Annotated in this window: 20 protein-coding genes; 12 read left to right on the forward strand and 8 right to left on the reverse strand. The window is 69.0% G+C overall.

Translation table 11 applies throughout. The features are described from left to right. On the reverse strand, nucleotides 1–2439 hold a 2439-nt coding region (locus NX1_RS25965; RefSeq protein WP_169812286.1), incomplete at its 3' end, for an AAA family ATPase. 242 nt (nucleotides 2440–2681) lie between these two features. Here NX1_RS25965 and NX1_RS25970 point away from each other — a divergent pair. From NX1_RS25970 to NX1_RS25980, 3 genes are all read left to right on the forward strand, one after another. Continuing rightward, nucleotides 2682–3224, forward strand: a complete 543-nt coding sequence (locus NX1_RS25970; RefSeq protein WP_068064384.1) for an LppU/SCO3897 family protein — start codon at nucleotides 2682–2684, stop codon at nucleotides 3222–3224. A 157-nt stretch (nucleotides 3225–3381) separates the two neighbouring features. Then, nucleotides 3382–3756, forward strand: coding sequence for a hypothetical protein (locus NX1_RS25975; protein ID WP_068064386.1), 375 nt, complete (start codon nucleotides 3382–3384; stop codon nucleotides 3754–3756). Then, nucleotides 3753–4013, forward strand: a complete 261-nt coding sequence (locus NX1_RS25980) for a DUF4235 domain-containing protein (protein WP_068064576.1) — start codon at nucleotides 3753–3755, stop codon at nucleotides 4011–4013. Before NX1_RS25975 ends, NX1_RS25980 begins: the two co-directional genes overlap by 4 nt. A gap of 62 nt (nucleotides 4014–4075) precedes the next feature. On the opposite strand, the gene NX1_RS25985 is transcribed toward NX1_RS25980, so the two are convergent. The 5 genes from NX1_RS25985 to NX1_RS26005 form a co-directional block, all read right to left on the reverse strand. Beyond that, on the reverse strand, nucleotides 4076–5725 hold the full coding sequence (locus NX1_RS25985) for an FAD-binding oxidoreductase (RefSeq protein WP_068064388.1): 1650 nt from the start codon (nucleotides 5723–5725) through the stop codon (nucleotides 4076–4078). Between the two features lie 63 nt (nucleotides 5726–5788). After that, nucleotides 5789–6724: an SDR family oxidoreductase gene (locus NX1_RS25990; protein ID WP_068064390.1), complete on the reverse strand. Its 936-nt coding sequence runs from the start codon at nucleotides 6722–6724 to the stop codon at nucleotides 5789–5791. Continuing rightward, complete coding sequence (locus NX1_RS25995) at nucleotides 6721–8199, reverse strand: flavin-containing monooxygenase (RefSeq protein ID WP_068064392.1); 1479 nt, start codon at nucleotides 8197–8199, stop codon at nucleotides 6721–6723. Before NX1_RS25995 ends, NX1_RS25990 begins: the two co-directional genes overlap by 4 nt. Nucleotides 8200–8240: 41 nt before the next feature. Next, complete coding sequence (locus tag NX1_RS26000; RefSeq protein ID WP_068064579.1) at nucleotides 8241–9302, reverse strand: PDR/VanB family oxidoreductase; 1062 nt, start codon at nucleotides 9300–9302, stop codon at nucleotides 8241–8243. 8 nt (nucleotides 9303–9310) lie between these two features. Beyond that, nucleotides 9311–10186: a metal-dependent hydrolase gene (locus NX1_RS26005; RefSeq protein WP_068064394.1), complete on the reverse strand. Its 876-nt coding sequence runs from the start codon at nucleotides 10184–10186 to the stop codon at nucleotides 9311–9313. A gap of 469 nt (nucleotides 10187–10655) precedes the next feature. Between NX1_RS26005 and NX1_RS26010 the strand changes: the two genes are divergently transcribed. The 4 genes from NX1_RS26010 (at nucleotide 10656) to NX1_RS26025 (ending at nucleotide 13665) form a co-directional block, all read left to right on the forward strand. Then, nucleotides 10656–11351, forward strand: coding sequence for a type 1 glutamine amidotransferase domain-containing protein (locus NX1_RS26010; RefSeq protein WP_068064396.1), 696 nt, complete (start codon nucleotides 10656–10658; stop codon nucleotides 11349–11351). A gap of 2 nt (nucleotides 11352–11353) precedes the next feature. Next, nucleotides 11354–11980 carry a TetR/AcrR family transcriptional regulator gene (locus tag NX1_RS26015; protein WP_068064400.1) on the forward strand — a complete coding sequence of 209 codons (627 nt, stop codon included), beginning with the start codon at nucleotides 11354–11356 and terminating at the stop codon, nucleotides 11978–11980. 45 nt (nucleotides 11981–12025) lie between these two features. Further along, nucleotides 12026–12898, forward strand: coding sequence for an aldo/keto reductase (locus tag NX1_RS26020; RefSeq protein WP_068064402.1), 873 nt, complete (start codon nucleotides 12026–12028; stop codon nucleotides 12896–12898). A gap of 185 nt (nucleotides 12899–13083) precedes the next feature. Then, nucleotides 13084–13665 (forward strand): TerD family protein, encoded by a 582-nt coding sequence (locus tag NX1_RS26025; protein ID WP_068064404.1) that lies wholly within the window; start codon nucleotides 13084–13086, stop codon nucleotides 13663–13665. Between the two features lie 51 nt (nucleotides 13666–13716). On the opposite strand, the gene NX1_RS26030 is transcribed toward NX1_RS26025, so the two are convergent. Next, nucleotides 13717–14625, reverse strand: a complete 909-nt coding sequence (locus NX1_RS26030) for a LysR family transcriptional regulator (RefSeq protein WP_068064411.1) — start codon at nucleotides 14623–14625, stop codon at nucleotides 13717–13719. Nucleotides 14626–14700: 75 nt separating this feature from the next. Between NX1_RS26030 and NX1_RS26035 the strand changes: the two genes are divergently transcribed. The 4 genes from NX1_RS26035 to NX1_RS26050 all read left to right on the forward strand — a co-directional run bounded on the left by NX1_RS26035 (nucleotide 14701) and on the right by NX1_RS26050 (nucleotide 19413). Then, nucleotides 14701–16206: an MFS transporter gene (locus NX1_RS26035; RefSeq protein ID WP_068064582.1), complete on the forward strand. Its 1506-nt coding sequence runs from the start codon at nucleotides 14701–14703 to the stop codon at nucleotides 16204–16206. Between the two features lie 282 nt (nucleotides 16207–16488). Next, nucleotides 16489–16635: a hypothetical protein gene (locus NX1_RS26040; RefSeq protein WP_157120060.1), complete on the forward strand. Its 147-nt coding sequence runs from the start codon at nucleotides 16489–16491 to the stop codon at nucleotides 16633–16635. Nucleotides 16636–16710: 75 nt separating this feature from the next. Further along, nucleotides 16711–17814, forward strand: a complete 1104-nt coding sequence (locus tag NX1_RS26045; RefSeq protein WP_068064417.1) for a mechanosensitive ion channel family protein — start codon at nucleotides 16711–16713, stop codon at nucleotides 17812–17814. Nucleotides 17815–18165: 351 nt separating this feature from the next. Then, nucleotides 18166–19413, forward strand: coding sequence for a PucR family transcriptional regulator (locus NX1_RS26050; RefSeq protein WP_068064419.1), 1248 nt, complete (start codon nucleotides 18166–18168; stop codon nucleotides 19411–19413). Nucleotides 19414–19416: 3 nt separating this feature from the next. Here the strand turns inward: NX1_RS26050 and NX1_RS26055 are convergent, their stop codons facing one another. Continuing rightward, nucleotides 19417–20118, reverse strand: a complete 702-nt coding sequence (locus NX1_RS26055) for a hypothetical protein (RefSeq protein WP_157120062.1) — start codon at nucleotides 20116–20118, stop codon at nucleotides 19417–19419. Nucleotides 20119–20430: 312 nt separating this feature from the next. Here NX1_RS26055 and NX1_RS26060 point away from each other — a divergent pair, with 312 nt between their 5' ends. Further along, nucleotides 20431–20988, forward strand: coding sequence for a MarR family winged helix-turn-helix transcriptional regulator (locus tag NX1_RS26060; protein ID WP_157120064.1), 558 nt, complete (start codon nucleotides 20431–20433; stop codon nucleotides 20986–20988). Nucleotides 20989–21092 lie beyond the last annotated feature (104 nt).

Here is a 21092-nt window from a genome sequence, read left to right on the forward strand (position 1 = left end):
GCCCGCGGCCGCGAACGTCTCGCGCGCACCGGCCAGGCGCCTGGTGGCGAGCGCGAAATCGCCTCGCCGCCCGGCGATCTGCGCGGTGAGCAGCATCGCCCGAGCGCTGTCGACCGGCATATCGGCCAGGTCGAACTGCCCGATGGCGGCGGTCGCCGCGGCCTCGGCGGAGTCGAGATCTTCTGTCGCGAAGCAGTATTCGGCGCGCGACAGGGACGCGGCCGCCAGCTGACTCGGCAGTCCGAGGTGAGCGGCGGCTACCTCGGCGCGGCTGACGAGCTCCCGCACCGCATCATGATCGCCCTGGGCGAGAAGGAGATTCGCGTATCTCGCCAACTGTGTCGGCATCATCGGGCCCGGCCGCGCGCCCACGGGAGCCTCGACACCGGGATCCAGCACGCCGAGGCGTGCCCCGACCTCGTGCACGGTCGACTCCACCACCTGCCGCCACCAGCGCATCACCGGTCGCGGCAGGCCCGAGACCGCCTCCCACTGCCGGAGCACGGCCTCGCGCGGCGCGGTCAGTTGCAGTGCGCGAAGGGCGAGCGAACCCGCGAACGGAACCAGATCGGAATAGCCGAACTGGCGGGCCAGGTCGTCGGCGTCCTCGGCCGCCGCCAGCGCCTCGCCTACGCGGCCCAGCTTCATCAGGCAATAGGCGCGCACCGTGTGCAGTTCGGCCAGCGCGTAGCTGCGCCCGAAGCGGCGACTGACGAGCACGGCGCGGTCCAGGTGCGCCAGACCTCTCGCCTGCGTGTCGAGGAAGTACGCCGACCAGCCAAGCGCGGGCAGCACGTGCACCACCTCGCGCAGCCCGCCGTCGTCGAGTCGCTCGAATTCCCGGTCGGCCCGGTCGAACTCCGCGCGAGCCGCCTCGATGCGCAGTTCGGACACCGCGCCGAGGCAGCGCAGCGCGGTCGCGGCCGCGCGCACCGCGGGATCGGCGACGGCCTCGGAGGCGAACAGCGCGTCCAGTCGCGCCCGGCCCTCGGCGTCTTGATGATCCTGCATCTCGAGGATGGCCAGCTCGAGCTGGACGGGTCCGTCGCCTGGCAGCAGCGGCAGCTCGGCGGCCGCGGCCAGCAGCGCCCGCGCCAGGTCGACCCGGCCGAGCATGCGCTCGCAGCGCGCCGAAAGCAGCAGCGCCTCCAGCCGATACGCGCCGGGGCTCGCGATCAGCGGTTCGAGCGCCTCGCGCGCTCGCGCCCCGGCTCCTGACAGCAGCAGCGCGCGGCCGAGCAACAGCCGGTCTTCCGGCGGTTCGGGCCGCCTGCCGGGAGCCGCCCGCATGGCCGCGGCGATCCACCGCGCGCTGGTGCCAGGCGCACTCGGCAACACCTCCGTCGCAGCGCCTTTCAGCTCCGCGGCGGCGATCGGGTCGGTGCCGAGAAGGCCGAGTTCGAGATGGCGAGCCAGCGCGGGCAGTGCGGCGCCGCGGCGCCGGAGCAGCGCGGCGGCCCTGCGGTGCGCGGCGGCCCGCCAGCCCGCGCCCGCCAGCTGGTACGCGGCGGTGCGAATCAGCGGGTGGCCGAAGGTCACCGACGATCCGGCGACGTGCACCAGCCCGCGCCTGCTCAACTCATCCAGTGCGGCGACGACCTCTTCGAGCGGCAATTCGGCTGTGGTGCAAAGTATTTCGAGATCGGCGTTGGCGCCGCACAGCGCCGCGGCCTTGGCGAGGAGCCGTTCCCGGTGCGGCAGCTGCGCGAGTTCGGCGCGCAGCGTGCGGTCCAGTCCCGGGTAGTCGCCCTGGGCCGGGTCCTCGCCGTCGATCGCCCGCTCCACCTCCCGATCCGGCAGGTCGGCGAGAAGCAGCAGGTAGAGCGGGTTGCCACGGGAGGCGGTGAGCAGCCGAGCGCGGCGCGCGGCCGTCGCCTCCGGTAGCAGGGCGGCGACGTCGTCTTCCGAGAACGGCGGCACCCGCACCGACCGGTTCGCGGTATGGGTCGCGGTGAGCACGCGGGTAAGGGCGGCCGGGCATTGTCCGGAGCGGTAGGAGAGCAGCAGCCGGAACGACGGCGCGGGGCGATTGCGGACGAGATATGCCAGCGCGCGGACGGATTCGGCGTCCGCCCAGTGGGCGTCGTCGACGACGAGCAGCGTGCTCGTCGTGGCGAGATGCCTGCGCAGGGCGCTGCCGATCGAGGTGAGGTCGCCGTCGGTGGGCACCTTCGACACGTCGGCCCCCGCGTCGGCGAGGCGTTCCAGCACATCGTGAATCACGTGCAGAGGTTGCGGCTGCTCGTCCTCGGTGGCCGTGACCGTCAGCACCCGCAGTCCACGGCGGACGGCGGCCGGGGCGAGCGCCGCGAGCAACCGGGATTTGCCGATGCCGGCCTGCCCGTCGACCAGCAGCACCCACGGGCCGTCGGGCGATTCCAGGGCTTCTTCGAGGGCGGCGAGCTGGGCGCGGCGTCCCACGAATGCGCGCTCGACCATCATCCTCCGCCGACTTCCGGCAAACTCGCCGCGAAACAATCCGGGCCGAGCTTAACCGGCGCCAGGACGCCGCGAGGGATTCCCGTGTTTTCCCGGATGCTGTCCGCGCGATTGTGCGATTGGGTGTTCGAGGCCGATCGCGACCCTGCGGGGCATGCCGAAGGGCACGGCGACGGCCGGAGTTCGGCGCGACGAGGGGTACTCCGGTCGGTCGCCTTCGCATCGACGAGAAAGTGACACGAATGAAATTCGTTGGTTCTGGCATCCTCACGCGGTTGCCGCTGGCGCTCGCCACCGTGGCCGCGTTGGGCGCGCTCGGCTGTTCGGCGGTGGAGAAGGGCGCCCAGGTGGTCCAGGATGCCAGTAAGTCCGACACCGCCCGCGCGAACGTCGGCGACTGCATCAACGTCATCGAGGGGTCGATGATCGACCCCGAGACCGAGCCGGTGGACTGCTCGTCGGACCTCGCCGTCTACAAGGTCGTGCAGGTCTTCGACAACAAGACCGAGTGCCACGAGGACCACACCTCTTACGAGGAGACCCTCAACGGCGGCACCACCGCGTTCCTCTGCCTGGCCCCGAACTTCAAGCAGGGCCTCTGCTACAACGAAAGCATGCTCACCGGCTACAAGTACGTGGCCTGCACCGCCTCGGAGGCCAGCTTCAAGGTCGTGCGGCGCATCGACGGGCAGGCCGATGAGAACCTGTGCGGCGAGGACGCCGACAAGTACCTCACCTTGGCCGAGCCCAAGACCACTTTCTGCCTGGGCAGCGCGACGCGCTGACCCGACGGCACCGCGGTCGCCGATGGGCGCGTCCGGCGTTGTAACCCTGTTTCACCTGCATATGGCCGGGTAACCGGCCAGCGAACGGAGGCGAGCGACGCGCGCCTCAGCGGACGGTCGCCCTCCGTGACGTCGAGGCCGAGAAAGGGAGCCGACGATGAGCAACAAGGGACGACCGGACGTCTCGCACATCTCCGATGCCATACGGCGGGACGGGACTCGGGTCAAGCGGCGGCTCGGTGAGCTGACCGACAAATTCGATGTCCCGACCGGCGCCGAGGACAAGATGCATCACGCCGCGGACGCGGCGCGGCACCGTGCCGCCGACGCCAAGCATTACGCGCGCGACACCGCGGAACACGCACGCGCGCAGGTCGAGCACTTGGTCGGCCGCGCTACCTCGGGCGCGCCCCCGGTGGCGGGGGTCGGCAAGCAGGTGCTCGGCGCGGCGCGCGGGCGGCCGCTGTCGATCACGGCGGCCGCGATCGTCGGTGTGGTGCTGATCTGGTGGATCGCGCGGAGGCGGGCATGACGATGCTGTACAAGCCGCTCGGCATGATCGTCGGCGTGCTCGGCGGCGTCGCGGCCAACGCGGTGTTCACCCGGGTGTGGCGGCGGGTGAGCGGAGAGGATCGAGCGCCCAGCGCGACGGCGCGCGAGTACGGTTGGCGCGAAGTGCTGATCGCGGCCGCGCTACAGGGCGCCATCTTCGGCTTGGTGAAGGCGGCCGTCGATCGTGCCGGTGCGGCGGGATATCAACGCTTGACCGGGACCTGGCCCGGCAGATAGCGAGTGATCGCCGGTTCGCCGCATGCTGCGCGAAGTTTCTGGCGCGCAGGGCTTTTTCGTAGCTACAGGCATCGACCGCGGCACGGGCGCGGTCGATCGGTGTGGGGCGGATCGATCAGCACGCCGGGGTTGAGGATGCCCGCCGGATCGAGCGTCGACTTCGCCGCGCGCAATGCGGCGGCGAAGGGTTCCGGTCGCTGGCGGTCGTACCACGGCCGGTGATCGCGGCCGACCGCGTGATGATGGGTGATGGTCGCGCCGTTGGTCGCCAGCGCCTCCGAGACCGCGGCCTTGATCTCGTCCCACTGCTCTACGGTGCGGCCCCACTGCCCGGCGGCGTAGACGCCGAAATACGGTGCGGGACCGTCGGGATAGACGTGGGTGAACCGGCAGCTGACCACCCCGGTCACGCCGAGCGCGTCGAAGGCGGAGGTCGCCGCGTCCAGCACCGCGGCGCGCAGCGCCTCGAAACGGTCCCAGGTGCAGGCGGTTTCGAAGGTCTCCACGATCATGGACTGCGCCGCGAGCGCGTCGCGCTGGTAGGGCATGCGCAAGAAGGAAGACCGCCAGGTGTCCGCGGCGCCCGCGCTCGCCTTGTCCTCGGCCGCGTCGGTGATGCGCACGCCGTCGGGAAATCGGCCGCCGTGCTCGCGACAGATCTGCACCGCGCGCTGCATCGGCTCGGTCACCGGATGGTCCGCCGACTCGAACCCGAGCACCAGCACGCCGCCCGCGGAGGCGGTTCCGGCGTTGAGGAACGCCTCCACCGGATCCAGCAATCGGCAGTTGGTCGGAAACAGCCCGGACTGGGCTATGGTCCTGGTCGCGGCGACCGCCTTCGCGTAGTCGTCGAAGACGGCCGAAGCGCCCGCCCGCCACCGTGGCCGATCCTGCAGACGCATCCACGCCTCGGTGATCACGCCGAGAATGCCCTCGGAGCCGAGGAACATCCGGTCCGGCGCCGGACCAGCGCCCGATCCCGGCAGCCTGCGCGATTCGCTCACGCCGATCGGGGTGACGACCCGCATCGACTCGACCATGTCGTCGATATGGGTGTAGACAGTCGCGTAGTGCCCACCGGCGCGAGTGGCCAGCCAACCGCCGAGGCTGGAGAACTCGAAGGACTGCGGGAAGTGGCGCAGCGTCAGATCGTGCCAGCGCAGCGCGTCTTCCAGCGCCGGACCGAGAATGCCCGCCTGGATGCGCGCCGCGCGGCTGGTGCGGTCGATCTCCAGAACGCGGTTCAGGTCACCGAGATCCACGGCGATCGTCGCGGGATAGTCTTCGGCGCAACGCGGTTCGACTCCGCCGACGACGGAAGTGCCGCCGCCGTACGGAATCGCCGCGACTCCGGAAGCGGTGCACCAGTCGAGCACGTCGATCACGTCCCTCTCGGTGCGCGGGCGCACGACCTGATCGACCACGTTGTCGACGCGCCCGAGCAGATTCCGCACCACGTCGCGGAAAGCCTGCCCGCGCGAGTGCGCCACACGATCGACGGGGTCCTCGGAAGCCAACGGGGCCAAGGCATCCGGCACCCGCACACGCGGCGCGGGCAGTTCCAGTGACGACAGCTCGGGAGGCTCGTGCACGGTGAGATCCGCGCCGGGCAGCGTCGCCGCCACTCGGCGCGCCAACGCCGCGCGCTCCTCGCCGGTCACGGCGTCCGCCACGTTCCCCCAGCCCCACCACGACCGCGTCGCCATCCGCATCCTCTCCACGGCTCGAATTGACTAGATAGTAAATTAACTATGAGTCAATTCACAACCGCGTCGTCACGCGTCGATCGCGCGCCCCCGCTCCGCGCGGATGCGCTGCTCCAGGCGGTTCGTCAGCGACCGCACCCGCTCGTCGGTGCTGAGCTGCTGATCGAGAACCACGTTCAGCGCGCCGCGCAGCATGGCGTACGGCTCCCAGCCCGCGGGGGCGATGGTGCGGGGCGCGCGCCTTGCGATGCCGTCGGCGATGGACGCGGCGGCCTCGGTGGGGCTGATCCGCTTGTTCAGCGGCCAGGGCAGCAGGTCGCCGAGTTCGGCGCCCATGTCGTCGTCATCGAGCGTCTCGTGGGTCATCGCGGTGTCGACGATGCCGAAATAGGCCACGCCCGCCGTCGCGCCGGAGGCGGCGAGCTCGACGCGCAGCGCCCGGCCGAACTGCTCGACGCCCGCCTTGCTCACCATGTACGGCGACCCGCCCATGCCCGGCGCGAATGCGGCGCAGGACGAGACGACGACCACGTGCCCGCGCGCGGCGACGATGTCGTCGAGGCTCGGGTGGACCGTGTTGAACACGCCGGTCAGATTCACCGCGAGGACGCGATCGAAATCCGCCGGATCCATCAGCCGGATGCTCGACGGTTTCGGCACGATGCCCGCGTTGGCCACGACCACGTCGATGCCGCCGAAGCGCTCGCGCACCCGGTCGATCGCCAGGCGCATGTCCGCGCGATCCGCCACGTCGGCCCCGATCCCGATGGCGCGACTGCCGAGCCCGGTCGCCGCGGCGGCGGCCGCCCTGCCGTCGATGTCGACCAGCGCGAGACGCGCACCCCGCGCGTACAACAGCCGGGCCAGCGCGTATCCGATGCCCGTCGCGGACCCGGTGATCACCACGATTTTGCCCTCGACGTCGTACCCTCCCCGGCCGCCCGCCAGCGCGGACGGTACCGCTTGCAACAGTTTTCGCACGGTGTGCAGGGTGTGCGCGCTCATCGGACACTCGCTTCGTAGGACGCGACGTCGAATTCGGCGACGCGGCGGCGGTATTGGAAGCTCCAGTCCGGATACAGACCGGCGTTGCGGCCGTCGGCCGTGGTGTAGTAGCTGTCGCAGCCGCCCTTCAGCCAGACGGTCTCCCTGCTGCGTTCCTCCATCTCGTCCAGGAAGGACCGCTGCACGCCGGGACGCACCTCGACGCGACGGATACCCCTGTCGCGCATCGTCTTCAGCGCGTCCACGATGTAGCCGATCTGGGCCTCGATCATGTAGATGGCCGATTGATTCCCGGCCGCGCCGAACGGGCCCAACGTGCAGAACATGTTCGGGAAACCGGCGGCGGCCGCGCCGAGATAGCTGCCGGGCCGGTCCCGGTACGCCTCCGCGATCGACCGGCCGTCCTTGCCGACGATTCGCTCGTACAGCTGCGGCAGCGCACCGAACCCGGTGCCCCAGACGATGGTGTCGACCGGGTATTCCGCGCCCGTGTCGGTGACGATCGACCGCGGCCGGATCTCCGCGATGCGCTCGGTGACGACATCTACGTTGTCCTGGGCGAGCGCGGGGTAGTACGCGTCGGAGAAGATGGCGCGCTTGCAGCCGATCATGTAGTCGGGCGTGAGCTTCTCGCGCAGCTCGGGGTCGCGAACCTGCCGGTGCAACTGCCACCGCGACAGCGCCTGGAACGGATGCCGGAACCGCCTGTCCACGAATCCGACCAAGCCGAAGCTCTCGATCCCCGCGAAATACGCGCCACGCATCGCCTTGCCCAGCAGTGGCATTCGCCGCAGCAGCGCGCGTTCCACACCGAGCGTCCTCCGGTCCATCCTGGAGACGATCCACGGCGCGGAGCGCTGGAACACGGTGAGCCGCCGGGCGATCGGCTGGATCTCCGGGATGAATTGCACTGCCGACGCGCCGGTGCCGATCACGGCCACACGCTCGCCGGTGAGGTCGTGCTCGTGATCCCAGTGCAGCGAATGGAATTGCGCGCCTTCGAAATCGCTCAGGCCGCGGAAGCCGGGGATCTTGGCCTCGCTGAACGGGCCGACCGCGGAGATCAGCACGTCGGCCGAGAACTCGCCGCGCTCGGTCTCGATGCGCCACCGCAGCGCGTCTTCATCCCAGCGCGCGCGGAGCAGCGGGGTGTCGAAGCGCATGTGCCGCACAACATCGTGGCGCTCGGCCACCGAGCGCAGGTAGGCGAGGATCTCCGGCTGGGTCCCATAAGTGCGCGACCAATCCGGGTTCGGCGCGAACGAATACGAGTACAGGTGCGATGGCACGTCGCAGGCGCAGCCAGGGTACGTGTTGGCCTGCCAGGTCCCGCCGAGCCGGCTCGCGCGCTCCAGCAGGACGAAATCGTCGAAACCTGCTTCGCGCAGCTTGACGGCGAGGCCGATGCCCGCGATGCCCGCGCCGATCACGACGATCGCGCGGTGCTCGGGCTCGGTTCCGCTCGGTGCGGACATGAGGAGATTCCTTTCCGGAACGGGCGCCGTTGCCCGTGGGGTCAGAGATCGAGGACGAGGTCGTCCCCGAGCGCGCGCGACACGCAAGTGAGCATGGCGGAATCCCGCTCGGATTCCGGCAGCGACCGGTCGCGGTGGTCGATCTCGCCTGCGAAGACCCGCGTCTTGCAGGTGCCGCAGAAGCCCTGCCTGCACGAGAACGGGGTGCCGGGCCGCACGCGCAGAATGGCGGCCAGCGCGGACTCGTCGCCGCCGACGTCGACCGTCTTTCCGCTGCGCAGCAACGTGATACGGAACGGCGCGCCGTCCTGGACGGGAAGCGGCGAGAAGCGCTCGGTGTGCACCGAGGCGGTCGGGTCGGTGGTGGAGAGCACGCGGCGCGCTGACTCCATCAGCGGCGGCGGACCGCAGACGTATACCGCGGCGCCGCGCGGCGCCTCTGCCATGAGGGCATCGAGATCGGGTACGCCGTACTCGTCGTCCGGCCGCACCTCGAGGCGGCCGCCGCGACAGCGCTCGAGCCGTGGCAGGAACGGCATGCTCGCCCGCGATCGCCCGAGGTAGATCAACCGCCACGGCGCGCCGCGGCGCGCGCACTCGGTCACCATCGGCAGGATCGGCGTGATGCCGATGCCGCCCGCGACGAACAGGTACTCCGGCGCGTCGACGAAGGTGAAGGCGTTGCGCGGCCCCCTGATTCGCAACAGGTCGCCCTCGCGCAGCTCGTCGTGCATCTCACGGGAACCGCCGTCGCCGTCGGCGAGATAGCGCACCGCGATTCGGTACGTCTTGCGGTCGAAAGGATCGCCGGTGAGCGAATACTGCCGCTGGCGGCCGGACGGCAGGAACACGTCGACGTGCGCTCCGGGAATCCAGGACGGCAGATCAGCGCCGCCGGGCGACCGCAGCGTCAGGCTGATCACGTCCTCGGCCTCGACGACGCGCGCGTCGATCCGCAGCTGTAACTCGAAACCAGTGCGGCGCACGGGATTCGGACGCGACAGCAGCCCGGCAGTTGCCTCGGAGGCGAAAGCGCGCTTGTAGGCGCCGAGCAGGCCCGCCACCGCGCGCGCCGGGAGCGGCGGACGATAGCTCCCGGTCACGATGGCGTTCACGCCTCACCCGCGCGGGCCGCGGGCGACTGCGCGAGGTAGCGAATCGCGTTGTCCATGGGGCCGAGCTGGGACGGATGGAAACCCGGCCGCAGATAGCGTGGGATCTCGGTGACGAAGGTGGTGAACTGCGGAATCACACCGCGGGCCGAGGCGCTCAGCATCTGGAGCGGCCAGTGCCGTCCCTTGTCCGGCTCTGGATCCTTGTGGAACAGGTAGCCGCCGGAGATCACGAACAGCGCGAGCAGGCCGAAGCTCGCCAGCAGGCTGGTCCGCGCCTTGCGGAAGTACCCGCCGTCGACGTGCATGTAGGCGTCGTAGACCACGCTGCGGTGCTCCACTTCCTCCGCGCCGTGCCAGCGGATCAGATCCAGCATCGCCGGATGCATGTTCTTGGCCTCGAGCTGGTCGTTCGTCAGCAGCCACTCGCCGATGACCGCCGTGTAGTGCTCCATCCCGGCGAACAGGGCGAGCCGCTCGCAGAGCCACTCGCGCTTGGCGCGCCCGCTCAGGCCGTGATCGCCGAGCACCCGGTCGACCAGCCAAGACACGGTGTCCACCATCGGGCCGACGTCCAGCCCGATCGACTCGAGATGCTTGCGCGCCTTCTCGTGCGAGCTGGCGTGCATGTTCTCCTGGCCGATGAATCCCTGGACTTCCTCGCGCAGCCGTTCGTCGTCGATGAGCGGCAGCGCTTCGGCCAGCGCCTGCGCCATGGCCCGCTCGCCTTCCGGCAGCACCAGGTGCATGACGTTGATGATGTGGGTCGCCATCACCTCGCCGGGGATGTAGTGCATGGGCACCGAATCGAAATCGAACCGCACGTCGCGCGCGTGTATCGCGTGCGCCTGGTCGTCGTACGTGGTTGTGCTCATGCCTGCGCCTCGCTGTCGCTCGGCTTCGGCATGCGCAAGGCGCGCTGGCACATGATTCGCTCACTTCGTTCGCTCATGCCTGCGCCTCGCTGTCGCTCGGCTTCGGCATGCGCAAGGCGCGCTGGCACATGATTCGCTCACTTCGTTCGCTCATGTCTCCGCCTCGCTGTCGCTCGGCCGACTTCGTTCGCTCATACCGCCGTCCTCGCCTCTCATCGTTGAAACAGGCTCCTCTGACGGTATTTGTTGACATCACGTGATGTCAACAGTGTGCTGCCATAGAAAACTCGATGTCTCACATCTCGATTCCTATTGGCGATGCCCGGCGAATCGCGCCTACCGTCGTCGATGTCGCCACTGACGGATCGGACGCGGAACGTCAGTCCGTGGACATGGCGACCTGATCCGGACCAGACGACGTGCACCGATGACCGAACCCGTCGCGGGTTCCGAACGAGGGAGACGAGAAATGGCGAAAATTCTGTTCGTGATGACCGGTGTCGACTACTGGACACTGGCCGACGGCACCAAGCACCCCACCGGATACTGGGCTGAGGAGTTCGTCGTGCCCTTCGAGGCGCTGAAAGGCGCGGGCCACCAGGTCGTGGTGGCCACCCCTGGCGGCGTCGTACCCAGCGTTGACAAGGGCAGCCTGGCGCCCGAGGTCAACGGCGGTCAGGAGACCGCGGACCACCGGGCCGAGGTGGTGTCCACCAGTCCCGAGCTCGCCGAGCCCATCGCGCTGGCCGACGTCGACCTCGCCGAGTACGACGCCGTGTTCTACCCCGGCGGGCACGGGCCGATGGAAGACCTCGCGGTCGACGCCACCTCCGGCGCACTGCTCACCACCGCACTGGATTCCGGTAAGCCGCTGGCCGTGGTGTGCCACGCGCCCGCCGCGCTGCTCGCCGCGACCAAGGCCGACGGGACCAACGCCTTCGCGGGCTACACGCTGACCGGCTTCACCAATGCCGAAGAGACGCAAGCCGGTTTCGCCGACAAAGCCAAGTGGCTGTTGCAGGACCGGTTGGTGCAGATCGGCGCCGACTTCCGCGAGGCGGACCCGTGGTCGCCGAACGTGGTCGCCGATCGCAACCTGATCACCGGCCAGAACCCCGCCTCCTCGGCCGGCGTCGCCGAGGAGCTGATCCGGAAACTGTCCTGATCATGGCCACCGACCGGCTCGACGAGGTCCTCGACGCCACCTACGAGTGCCTGGCGCGATACGGCGTGCGGCGCACCACGGTCGACGACATCGGCGCCACGATGGGCGTGTCCCGGTCGGCGGTCTATCAGTACGTCCGCGGCAAGGACGACGCCGTGCGCAGGCTCGCCGAGCGGCTGCACGATCAGGCGCTCGCCTGCGCCCGTGCCGCCGCGTCGGCGGATGCCCCTGCGGCCGAACGCATTCGGGGCGTCCTTGCGGCGAAACTCGAGCTGGTGCTTCGGCTGCGCGGCGACTCGCCACACGCGGCGGAGTTGCTCGACGCCAAGGCGCGGCTGTTCGGTGATGTCTGCGCCACGTTCACCGGCGATCTGCGCGGGCTGCTGATCGAGTTGTTCGACACCGCCGGCACGGCGGGTTCCGTGCCGCCCGCGGCCGCCGCCGACATCTGCGTCGCGCTGGTGATCGGCCTGGAATCCGTGGCGAATCCCCGCGACCTGTTCGATCCCGCGATCGACGCGGTACTCGCGGGGCTGCTCGGCACCGGGCCGTCCGCCGGCTTCACGCGCGACGGATTCGGCGCGCCGATCGAAGCGTTTCCGGGCATGATGCGCGGCGCGGGCGCGTAGCCCGGCGCCGCGCGCACGAATCGTCTTCTCTCAGAAAGGTTTCCCATGCCAACCACGGACACCTCCCGCCCCGCCGAATCGTCTGGCGTCTTCGCCCTCGGTGGTGACCTGCCCGTCCACCGCCTCGGCTACGGCGCGATGCAGATCACCGGTCCCGGCGTCTGGGGCGACCCCGCGGATCCGGACGAGGCCGTCCGGGTGCTGCGCCGCGCCGTCGAACTCGGCGTGAACTTCATCGACACCGCCGACTCGTACGGTCCGTTCGTCAGCGAACAGCTGATCCGCAAGGCGCTGCACCCCTACGCCGACGATCTCGTCATCGCCACCAAGGGCGGGCTGACCCGCTCCGGCCCCGGCGACTGGCGCCCGGTCGGCAGGCCGGAATACCTGCGCCAGCAAACCGAACTCAGCCTGCGTCACCTCGGCGTCGACCGCATCGACCTCTACCAGCTGCACCGCATCGACACACAGGTGCCGCTGGCCGACCAGCTCGGTGAACTCGTCCTGCTGCAACAAGAGGGCAAGATCCGGCACATCGGCGTCTCGCAGGTGAGCGTGGAGCAGCTGCGGCAGGCGCGCGAGATCGCGACGATCGTGTCGGTGCAGAACCTCTACAACCTGGCCAACCGCGCCGACGAGGCGGTGCTCGAGTACGCCGAGGCCGAGAACATAGCGTTCATTCCGTGGTTCCCGATCGCCACCGGTGAACTCGCCCGGCCAGGCGGCCCGCTGGACGCCATCGCCAAGGAGCACGGCGCGACGCCTGCCCAGCTGGCACTGGCCTGGCTGCTGCGCCGCTCCCCGGTGATCCTGCCGATCCCGGGCACCTCCTCGGTGGCCCACGTCGAGGAGAACATCGACGCCGCGCGAATCACGCTCACCGACGACGAGTTCGCGGCGCTGTCCGCTGCGGCCTGATCCGAGTCCGCCTCCGCCCGGCCGGGTCCCCGAAAGGCACCGTCGGGCAACCCTGCTCGCCGCAGCGGGCTGATTCGTGTTGTACGGCCCCGCCGTTCGTGGGTAGTGTCGTGGTCGAGACCAGGGGCGTTGCGCCCGAGCGAAAGCCACCACCGAGACTCGGACGGTAGAAGGGGAAGCGGGCAATGATCACGCTCCGGAAAGAGGACGGCGCCGCGGATCTCGCCGGCATCACCAAGCTGAGCGTCGGGGTGAGCTGGGATCCCACGGCGGGCACCAGCGGCGGAGCGCTCGGCTGGGCGCGCCGCAAGCGCGGCGTCGACCTGGACCTGATCGCGATTCTCATGCAGGGCAGCGAGCCGGTCCGCTTCGCGGGCCTCGATTCGCTCGATCCGCTGGGCAACGGCGCGGTCCTGCACACCGGCGACGAGCAGACGGGCGCGGCCGCGGGCGACGACGAGACGGTGCACGTCACCTTCGCCGATGTGCCGGGCGGCGTCGACGCCATCGTCTTCGTGGCGGCGGCCTTCAAGAAGGGCAGCTCGTTCGAGAAGGCGAACAACATCTCGTTCAAGATCTACGACGCCAGTGGCGGCAGCAGCCAGCAGGTCGCCGACATCTGGCCGTCCCTGCTCGGCACCGACAACGCCAATGCCGTTGCCCGCGCCTTCCGCAACGGCGGCGCGTGGCAACTGGAAGTGCTCAACCGCAAGGGCAAGATCAAGCAGGGCGACAAGCAGGCGCTGCTCCGCTTCGCCATGCAGTAGCCGAGTGAGCCGACGCGGGAACGGTTTTCGCGCTCCCGCGGTCGGCCGGGATCAGCCGATACCGGGGGCGCTGAGCGCCTCGCGAATCGTGTCACGCAGCCAGCGTTGTGCGGGGTCGGCGTCGAGCCGTGTATGCCAGTGCAGTCGCACATCGATTTCCGGCAGGTCCGCCGGGATCGGGAACCAGCGAATGCCGAGGGTTCGGCCGTATTGCTCGGCGAGGCGCTGTGGGATGAGTCCTACGTAGTCGCTCGCGGACACCAACAGCGCGGCGACGGCCGAGGTGGGCACGACGACGGCGACGTGGCGGTGCAGGCCCGCGGCGGCGAGCGCGTCGTCGAGCGGTCCCCGCGCGCGCCCCCGGCGGGAGGCCGAGACGTGCGGATATCGGCACAGCTGTGCCAAGGTCGGGCTGCGTCGACGGCCGAGCGCACTGCCCGCGCGGACGACGCCGACCAGTCGTTCCCGATACAGGACGGCGTCGTGGATGTCGGGAGCGTCTTCGTCGCCGACACCGACGTCGAGATCGATCGAGCCGTCACGCAGCGCCTCGATGCTCTCCGTGCCTTCCGTCACGAACCGCAACGTCACACCGGGAGCCGCGGATACGGCGTCGACCGCGGTCGTCACCAGCGTCGCCGCGACGCCGTCGTTGATGCGAATGGTGAACGTGCGCTGCAATTCCGCGACGGTGATCTCCCGGTCGGCGTTGATCAACGCCTCGGCTTGGTCGAGCAGTGACCGCACGCGCGGAGCCGTGCGCAGCGCGAACGGTGTCGGCGCGAGCCCGCGGCCAGCGCGCACCAGGATCGGGTCGCCCATCGTGCGCCGCAACCGGCCCAACGCTCGGCTGGTGGCCGGAACGGACAGATTCAGCCGTTCCGATGCCGCCGTGACGCTGCCTTCGCACAGCAGTGCGTCGAACACACGCAGGAGATTCAGGTCGAGCTGCCCAGGCACGATTGCATAGTACGCAATCGTCGGTTGTAAAAGTTGCGTGGCGTGCAGATGTCGCAGGTCAATACCGTCATCGGCATGCGATCAACCGTCCTGAACCCAACATCACCCGCCGCGTCCGTGCGTCCGGCCGCCCCGCGCGGCTTGCTCACCGTCATGTGCGCATGCGTCGTCCTCGTCGTCGGGATGGTCGCCGCGATCAACCTCGCCGTCCCCATACTCGCCGCGAGCGCGCTGCGCCCGTCCGCGTCGGCGCTGGTGTGGATCGTCGACACCTACGTGATCTGCTTCGCCTGCCTGGTGATCTCCGGCGGTGCGGCAGGGGACCGCTTCGGGCGCAAGGGGATACTGCTCGCCGGGCTGACCTCGTTCGCGGTCGGCGCGCTGATCTCGGCGGCAGCGCCGAATGTCGCCGTCCTGCTCGCGGGCCGCGCGGTCACGGGGATCGGCGCCGCCGCCGTGCTGCCGAACACGCTCGCGATCCTCCTGCACGCGGTACCCGCCGAACGCAGGAGCGCGACGATAGCGACCTGGGCCTCGATGACCGGGATCGGCGGAGTCGTCGGCAACGTCGGCGGCGGAGCCCTGCTGACGAGCGGGTCGTGGCGCTGGCTCTTCGGTGCGGGAATCCCGGTCGCACTGATCCTCGCGGCGCTCGTCGGCCTGGTCGCGCCGGTTTCGCCGCGCAGCGGCCGGAGCCTCGACCCCTTCGGCACCGTGCTGCTCGTCGGCGCGTCGGTCGCACTGCTGCTCGGCATCGTTCAAGGCCAGGAGGCGGGCTGGGGCAGCGCGTTGGTGATCGGTGAATTCTGCTGCGCCGCAGCGCTGTTCGCGATCTGGACGATCGTCGAACTGCGAGTGGAGCACCCACTGCTCGACCCGCGGATACTGCGGCTGCCACGCCTGCGCAGCGCCTGCCTCGGCATGACGGCGGTCTTCTTCGGCATGTTCGCGCTGTTCTACGTCAACGCGTCGTTTCTTCAATACGGCAAGGGATTCGGCGTCCTGCACACCGGGCTCGGCATCATCCCGCTCACCGTCCCGGTCGTCCTCGGCACCCGGCACGTCGGACGCCTCGCGCATCGCGTCGGTCCGGACGCCACCGTCGCCCTTGCCTTCGTGTTCGTCGGCGGCGGACTGCTCGGCATATCCACCAGCACCGAACAGACGCCGTACGCCGCCTACGCCGCGTGGCTCGTCGTCACCGGAATCGGTGTGACGCTGGCACTTCCGACGCTTTCCGGCGCGATCACCATGTCACTGCCGTCCGATCGGGCCGGAGTGGGAGCCGGACTACAGGCCACCACCCGCGAGTTCGGCAGCGCGCTCGGCGTCGCGGTCATCGGCACCGCGCTCAACGCCCGGTTCGTCGCCGCGCTGCCACCCGACATTCGCGTGGGCCACGATCCGCGCACCGTGGCCGAGGCGCTCGCCGCCACCACCTCCGCGCGCGCCGACGAGGTCGTCGCGGCGTTCGTGGCGGGCGCCGAGTTCGGACTGCGCGTGATCGGCGTGGCCGTGCTCGCCCTCGGCGCCTTGGTCGTCTTGCAATCGCTGCTGTCTCGACGCGGGCAATCGCGCTGAGCGGAGCGGCCGCACGCTGGCCACGCAGACCACCGGGGGTCCGCTCGGGTCGCCGGCGGAAGAGAAACGTCTCCGCCTACCTCACGGCGAAACTGTCTGGGCGGCAGTGCATTGTGTCGACGCGGCTATGTAGGTGATGTGGAATGCCGCACCGGCGAGAGTATTCGAATCATCACGAGGTCTGATGCGGCCGAGGTGGGATCCGCCACAAGGTCTTCATGTCGATCTTCGGCGGGAGCGGGTATGCGAGTGGCTGAGGCAAGTCGACTGAAGGAGGACAACGTGGCCGTTTCGGCTTCGCGCCCGCAGTATCGTGCCGACCGCCGACACCGTTCCGGCTCGGCCGAGCAAGCGGGCCCCATCCACCTGACCATCGCCGCATGGGTTCTCGTGCTGTGCGTGCTGAGTTTCACGCTGGCACTGCTGTGAACGCCCGAGGCCACGGTGCGTTTCCGCTATCGCGGCGCACCGTGGCCCACCTGACGACGAGAGGAGTTCGAGCTCGTGGAGGACGTATTACGGCCGTTGATCGTCCTGTTCGGCACGGTCGCGATCACCGTGTCGGCGGGACTGCTGGTCGATGGACTGCTGCGCTACACCGCGCGTCGTCGTCCCGATACGCATCTGCCGATGCTGTTGCGCCGGGTCCAGCTGCCTTTCCAAGCACTGGTCGGTGCGGTGACCCTGCATGCCGCCTATCCCTTGGCGGAGTTGAACTTACGTCAAGACGCGGCGATACGGAACCTGCTGGCCACCGCGGCGATCATGGCGGCGGCATGGCTGATCATCCGGGCCGCCGACGCGGTCGCCGAGAATCTGCTGCGGCGCTACGCCGGACGCACGAACGAGATTTCGCGCGTCCGCCAACTGCGCACCCAGCTCGCGCTGGTGCGCCGCATCGTCACCTCGGTGCTGGTGGTCACGACCGCCGCGGTTTCCATCTTGCTGCTGTTCCCGAGTCTGCGCACGCTGGGCACCTCGATGCTGGCATCGGCAGGCGTGATCGGCATCATCGCGGGCGTCGCGGCGCAGTCGACGTTGAGCAATCTCATGGCCGGGTTGCAGATCGCCTTCGGCGATTCGGTGAAGATCGGCGACACGGTCGTGGTGGAAGGCGAATGGGGGACCGTGGAGGAGATCACCCTTGCCTTTCTCACCGTGCGAATCTGGGACGACCGCAGGCTGACCATGCCGGTCTCCTATTTCAACAGCAAGCCGTACGAGAACTGGTCGCGGGGCGGCTCCCAGCTCACTGGCACGGTGTTCCTGCACCTCGACCACAGCACGCCGGTGCCGCTGCTGCGCGAGCATCTGCACGACTACCTGCGTGACCGCCCGGAGTGGGACCGCCGCAACTGGAACCTGGTCGTCACCGACAGCACGCCGACGAACATCGTGGTGCGCGCGACGATGTCGGCCGCGGACGCCGACGACGCGTGGAACCTGCGCTGCGCGGTCCGCGAGGAACTGCTGGACTGGCTCGGCCGCCACCATCCATACGCCCTGCCGAAGATTCCCACCGCGATCACCGAGGCCGACGGCGAGCGCCGCGAAATGGCGTTGTCGGCCAACGGGTCCGGCGATTCGAACCGTCGCGAGGGCGACTGACAACGAATCGCCTGGTACGTCGATCACGAGCGACTCGCTATGGGTGACATAGCCGTCGGCCGCCAGCGCCGGATGCGGCTCGACGTAGGCGGGCGGGGCGGAGGGCGGTGCGGACCACACGGGACACCCTGATCGAGGTGGCGGCGCGGCTCGTGGACGAGGGAGGCGAAGCGGCCGCGCACGGTGACGAGAACCGCGGCTGTTGGTGCGACCGGCCGTTCTATCTATCTGTCGGTCCGCACAAACGACGTCGGGACGTTGCCCAGCTGCCACAAACCCGCTGGAGAGCGGCCGCCGCTGGGTATTGCGCGGGTTACGGTGGCGGCGCGTGCACTACCAGCGGGAGGTTTCATGTCCGCACAGGAGGCCGATCCGGAACTTACGGTGTCGGGCCGACCGGTATCGGCACATCTCGAGGATGTTCGCAAGATATCGCAGCGAATGGTCGGGCATTTTCTCGAAACGGTCGCTCCGTGTAACACCCTGCCGGGTGACGCACTAGGTGGGGACGTGGCCGCGGTGACGCGCGTGTGTTTGGAGCTCGCGACGCGGATGCTCGATGGCGGTGAGGAAACGGGTTCCGACATCGAGCAGGTGGGCGCGGCCGCCGCGCAATGGGCGCGCGAGGGCGTTCCGATCGACACCATCCAGCATGCGATACACGAGGGTTTCAAGCTGGGCTTCGATCTCGTCCTAGCGAACGCGACTACCAGCGATCACCAGAGTCTGGTGCATCTCGCGCGCCGGTTGCTGGACATCCTGGACACCATCAGCGCGACCGTGTCGGTCGCCTACGTGCGAGAGCTGAAGGCGGTGGTCAGCGAGCATCACACCGCGGTGCACACGCTCACCTCGGCACTGCTCGGCGGCAACAGCAACTCCACCATGGCCCGCGAGTGCGGAGTCCCGATCGCCGACTCCTATCACGTTCTGGCGGTGCATATTCCGCCGCACCCCGACGAAGCGAACCGCAAGCTGGACCCGAAAGTGGTGGCGCGGCGCAAGTTACGCCGCGTGCAAGCGGAGCTGGCCACCCGGTGCGGGGATCGCGCGCTGTCGCTGTTGAGCGTCGACGGCGGAACAATTCTGTTGCCCGTCGACGAATTCGACGACGCCGCATTGGAATTCCTGGTGAAGTGGTTGACCGACGCCGCTCAGACGCCGATCGAGGCGACCGTTGTGCAAGCGGGATTGCGACGGATCCCAGAGGCCGCCGACGAGGCGCACGAGCTGCTGGACATGGTGCAGCGGTTGCAATTCGACGCCGGGTTGTATCGGTTCGACGACATGGCGTTGGAGTATCAGCTGAGCCGGCCCGGTCCGGCACGCGACTTCCTCGGTTCGCTGCTGGATCCGTTGGAGGAGTATCCGGAGTTCCTCGAGACGCTGAAGACCTACATCGCCACCAATCTGAACCGCCAGCGCACGGCGCGGCTGCTGCACGTGCACACCAACACCGTCGACTATCGCCTCAAACGGATCGGTCAACTCATCGACTTCGACCCGACTCAGGCTTCCGGGTTGTGGTACCTGCGCTCGGCGATGGTGGCTCGCGGTCACCGTGACGCCGACACCGTCCCGCGGCGGGTGGCGCGGTAGGTGTCAGGCGTCGATGCTCAGACGATGCAGCGTGCCGTTCCAGGTGAACGGCGGCTGATATCGAGTGCCGAGACGGAGTCCGCAGTCGTAGCCCACGGACAGGATCGTCGGCTCGTGCGGGTTCGTGAGCGGGAGGCGGTGTTCGCCGCGGCCACCTCCGACCACCACGCCGTCCAGCATCGCGCCGACGTGCAGGTTCTCGCCCGCGGGACGCAGTACGCAGCCGACACGGTGCCGACCCGGAGTCAGAATTCGGTCGGCCCGCACGTGCAACGTTCCGCTCGCCGTCGTGACGGCGACGCGGAGCCTCGAGCCGATGACATAGACCGCCACGCCGCCGCACCGGTTGCCGAGGGCGAAGAGGAGTCCGCGGGGATCGGTTTCCGGCACGTCGATATCGGCGGTGATGCTGCCGCCACCGGACAGCGTGGGCAGTGTCTCGACGGCATGTTCTCCACCGGGCGAGAACACGGTTGTCTCGGTCGATCCCACCGGCGTCCGCGCCAACGCGTCGGCCGGTGTCGTGGTATCGAAATCCGCACTGCGCCAACGGTACTCGAACCCATGCGGCGACCATTGCGTCTCCCACAGCGCGTGGACGGGTGTGTCGTCCACTCCTGCCGCCGAGGGATCGGCGGCTGCCGTCGCCGCGCGCCTTCGCGAACCAGGAAGGTCGAATCCATGGCATGCCTTGTTCGCCTGCACGTCTAGACGATAGGGCGCGACCACCGGTATCGATCGTGAAAATCGGCCATTCGTCGAATGCACATGGGCGCGCGGGATCTGTTGTCTCAGAGCATATGTCGCCGACGACAAGGATTCGCCTACGGCATTGACGCAGCATCGTGTTCGGTCCGATCCCTTTCGGCGCGGAAGTGTGCCGCATTGCGTTGCTGAGACCGGTCGTTGCATCAATCTGTCGGCGGGCACAAAGGATACTCGGATGTTGCCCAGCCGCCACAAGGCGTGCGCGGCTGGGTGTGTCGCGGCACGAAGATCGGGTTACGGTGAGCCTGCGTGTTCGACCCCGCGGGAGGTTCCATGTCCCCACAACAGATTGGCGAGACGGCGGCGGCTCCGTCGTTCTCACCGCAGCAGAAGGGCTTTCGTGAGGTCTTTGATCAGATCGAAGCTGCGGACGCCGCGGAGTCCGTACCGCTGCCCGCCGTCGCCGCGCGCCTGCGCGTGGTGTTCGTCCTGCTGTTGCGGCGAAGTCGCCAGCGGGACAGCGCCGGTCGCCTGTCGCCCTCCCAGCTTTCGGTGATGGGCAGGCTCGACCGTTTCGAAACCATGACCGCGACCGAACTGGCGCAGGCGGAGGCGCTGCGCCCGCAAACGATCCGGAATCTGATAGACGAACTGCGCGACGAAGGCTTGATCGTCGGCGTGCGCGACGCCGACGACGCGCGCCGCGTCAATCTGATGCTCACCGGCGAGGGGCGTGCCATGGTGCGCGGTACACGCGGCCCGGACGACCCTTTCCTGCTCGACGCCCTACGCGAGAAACTGACCGAAACCCAGCGGCGAAAAGTGATCGATGTCCTCGAGATCCTCGAAGACATCGCCTACAGCTGACATACCGTCACCAGCCGGCGATCCGACGCTGGTTCCCCGCAGGGACTTCCAACGTCTCGCAGCGCCCACAGACTCTGCGAGGCGTGGGAAAGGTCTGCGAGATT

It is taken from the genome of Nocardia xishanensis NBRC 101358 (assembly GCF_001613365.1).
Lineage (GTDB): Bacteria > Actinomycetota > Actinomycetes > Mycobacteriales > Mycobacteriaceae > Nocardia > Nocardia xishanensis.

Bases quoted from the DNA above. Each gene is read 5' to 3' on its own strand.
- NX1_RS25970 (WP_068064384.1), top strand. From the start codon at position 2,682: ATGAAATTCGTTGGTTCTGGCATCCTCACGCGGTTGCCGCTGGCGCTC.
- NX1_RS25975 (WP_068064386.1), top strand. From the start codon at position 3,382: ATGAGCAACAAGGGACGACCGGACGTCTCGCACATCTCCGATGCCATA.
- NX1_RS25980 (WP_068064576.1), top strand. From the start codon at position 3,753: ATGACGATGCTGTACAAGCCGCTCGGCATGATCGTCGGCGTGCTCGGC.
- NX1_RS25985 (WP_068064388.1), bottom strand. From the start codon at position 5,725: ATGCGGATGGCGACGCGGTCGTGGTGGGGCTGGGGGAACGTGGCGGAC.
- NX1_RS25990 (WP_068064390.1), bottom strand. From the start codon at position 6,724: ATGAGCGCGCACACCCTGCACACCGTGCGAAAACTGTTGCAAGCGGTA.
- NX1_RS25995 (WP_068064392.1), bottom strand. From the start codon at position 8,199: ATGTCCGCACCGAGCGGAACCGAGCCCGAGCACCGCGCGATCGTCGTG.
- NX1_RS26005 (WP_068064394.1), bottom strand. From the start codon at position 10,186: ATGAGCACAACCACGTACGACGACCAGGCGCACGCGATACACGCGCGC.
- NX1_RS26010 (WP_068064396.1), top strand. From the start codon at position 10,656: ATGGCGAAAATTCTGTTCGTGATGACCGGTGTCGACTACTGGACACTG.
- NX1_RS26015 (WP_068064400.1), top strand. From the start codon at position 11,354: ATGGCCACCGACCGGCTCGACGAGGTCCTCGACGCCACCTACGAGTGC.
- NX1_RS26020 (WP_068064402.1), top strand. From the start codon at position 12,026: ATGCCAACCACGGACACCTCCCGCCCCGCCGAATCGTCTGGCGTCTTC.
- NX1_RS26025 (WP_068064404.1), top strand. From the start codon at position 13,084: ATGATCACGCTCCGGAAAGAGGACGGCGCCGCGGATCTCGCCGGCATC.
- NX1_RS26035 (WP_068064582.1), top strand. From the start codon at position 14,701: ATGCGATCAACCGTCCTGAACCCAACATCACCCGCCGCGTCCGTGCGT.
- NX1_RS26050 (WP_068064419.1), top strand. From the start codon at position 18,166: ATGTCCGCACAGGAGGCCGATCCGGAACTTACGGTGTCGGGCCGACCG.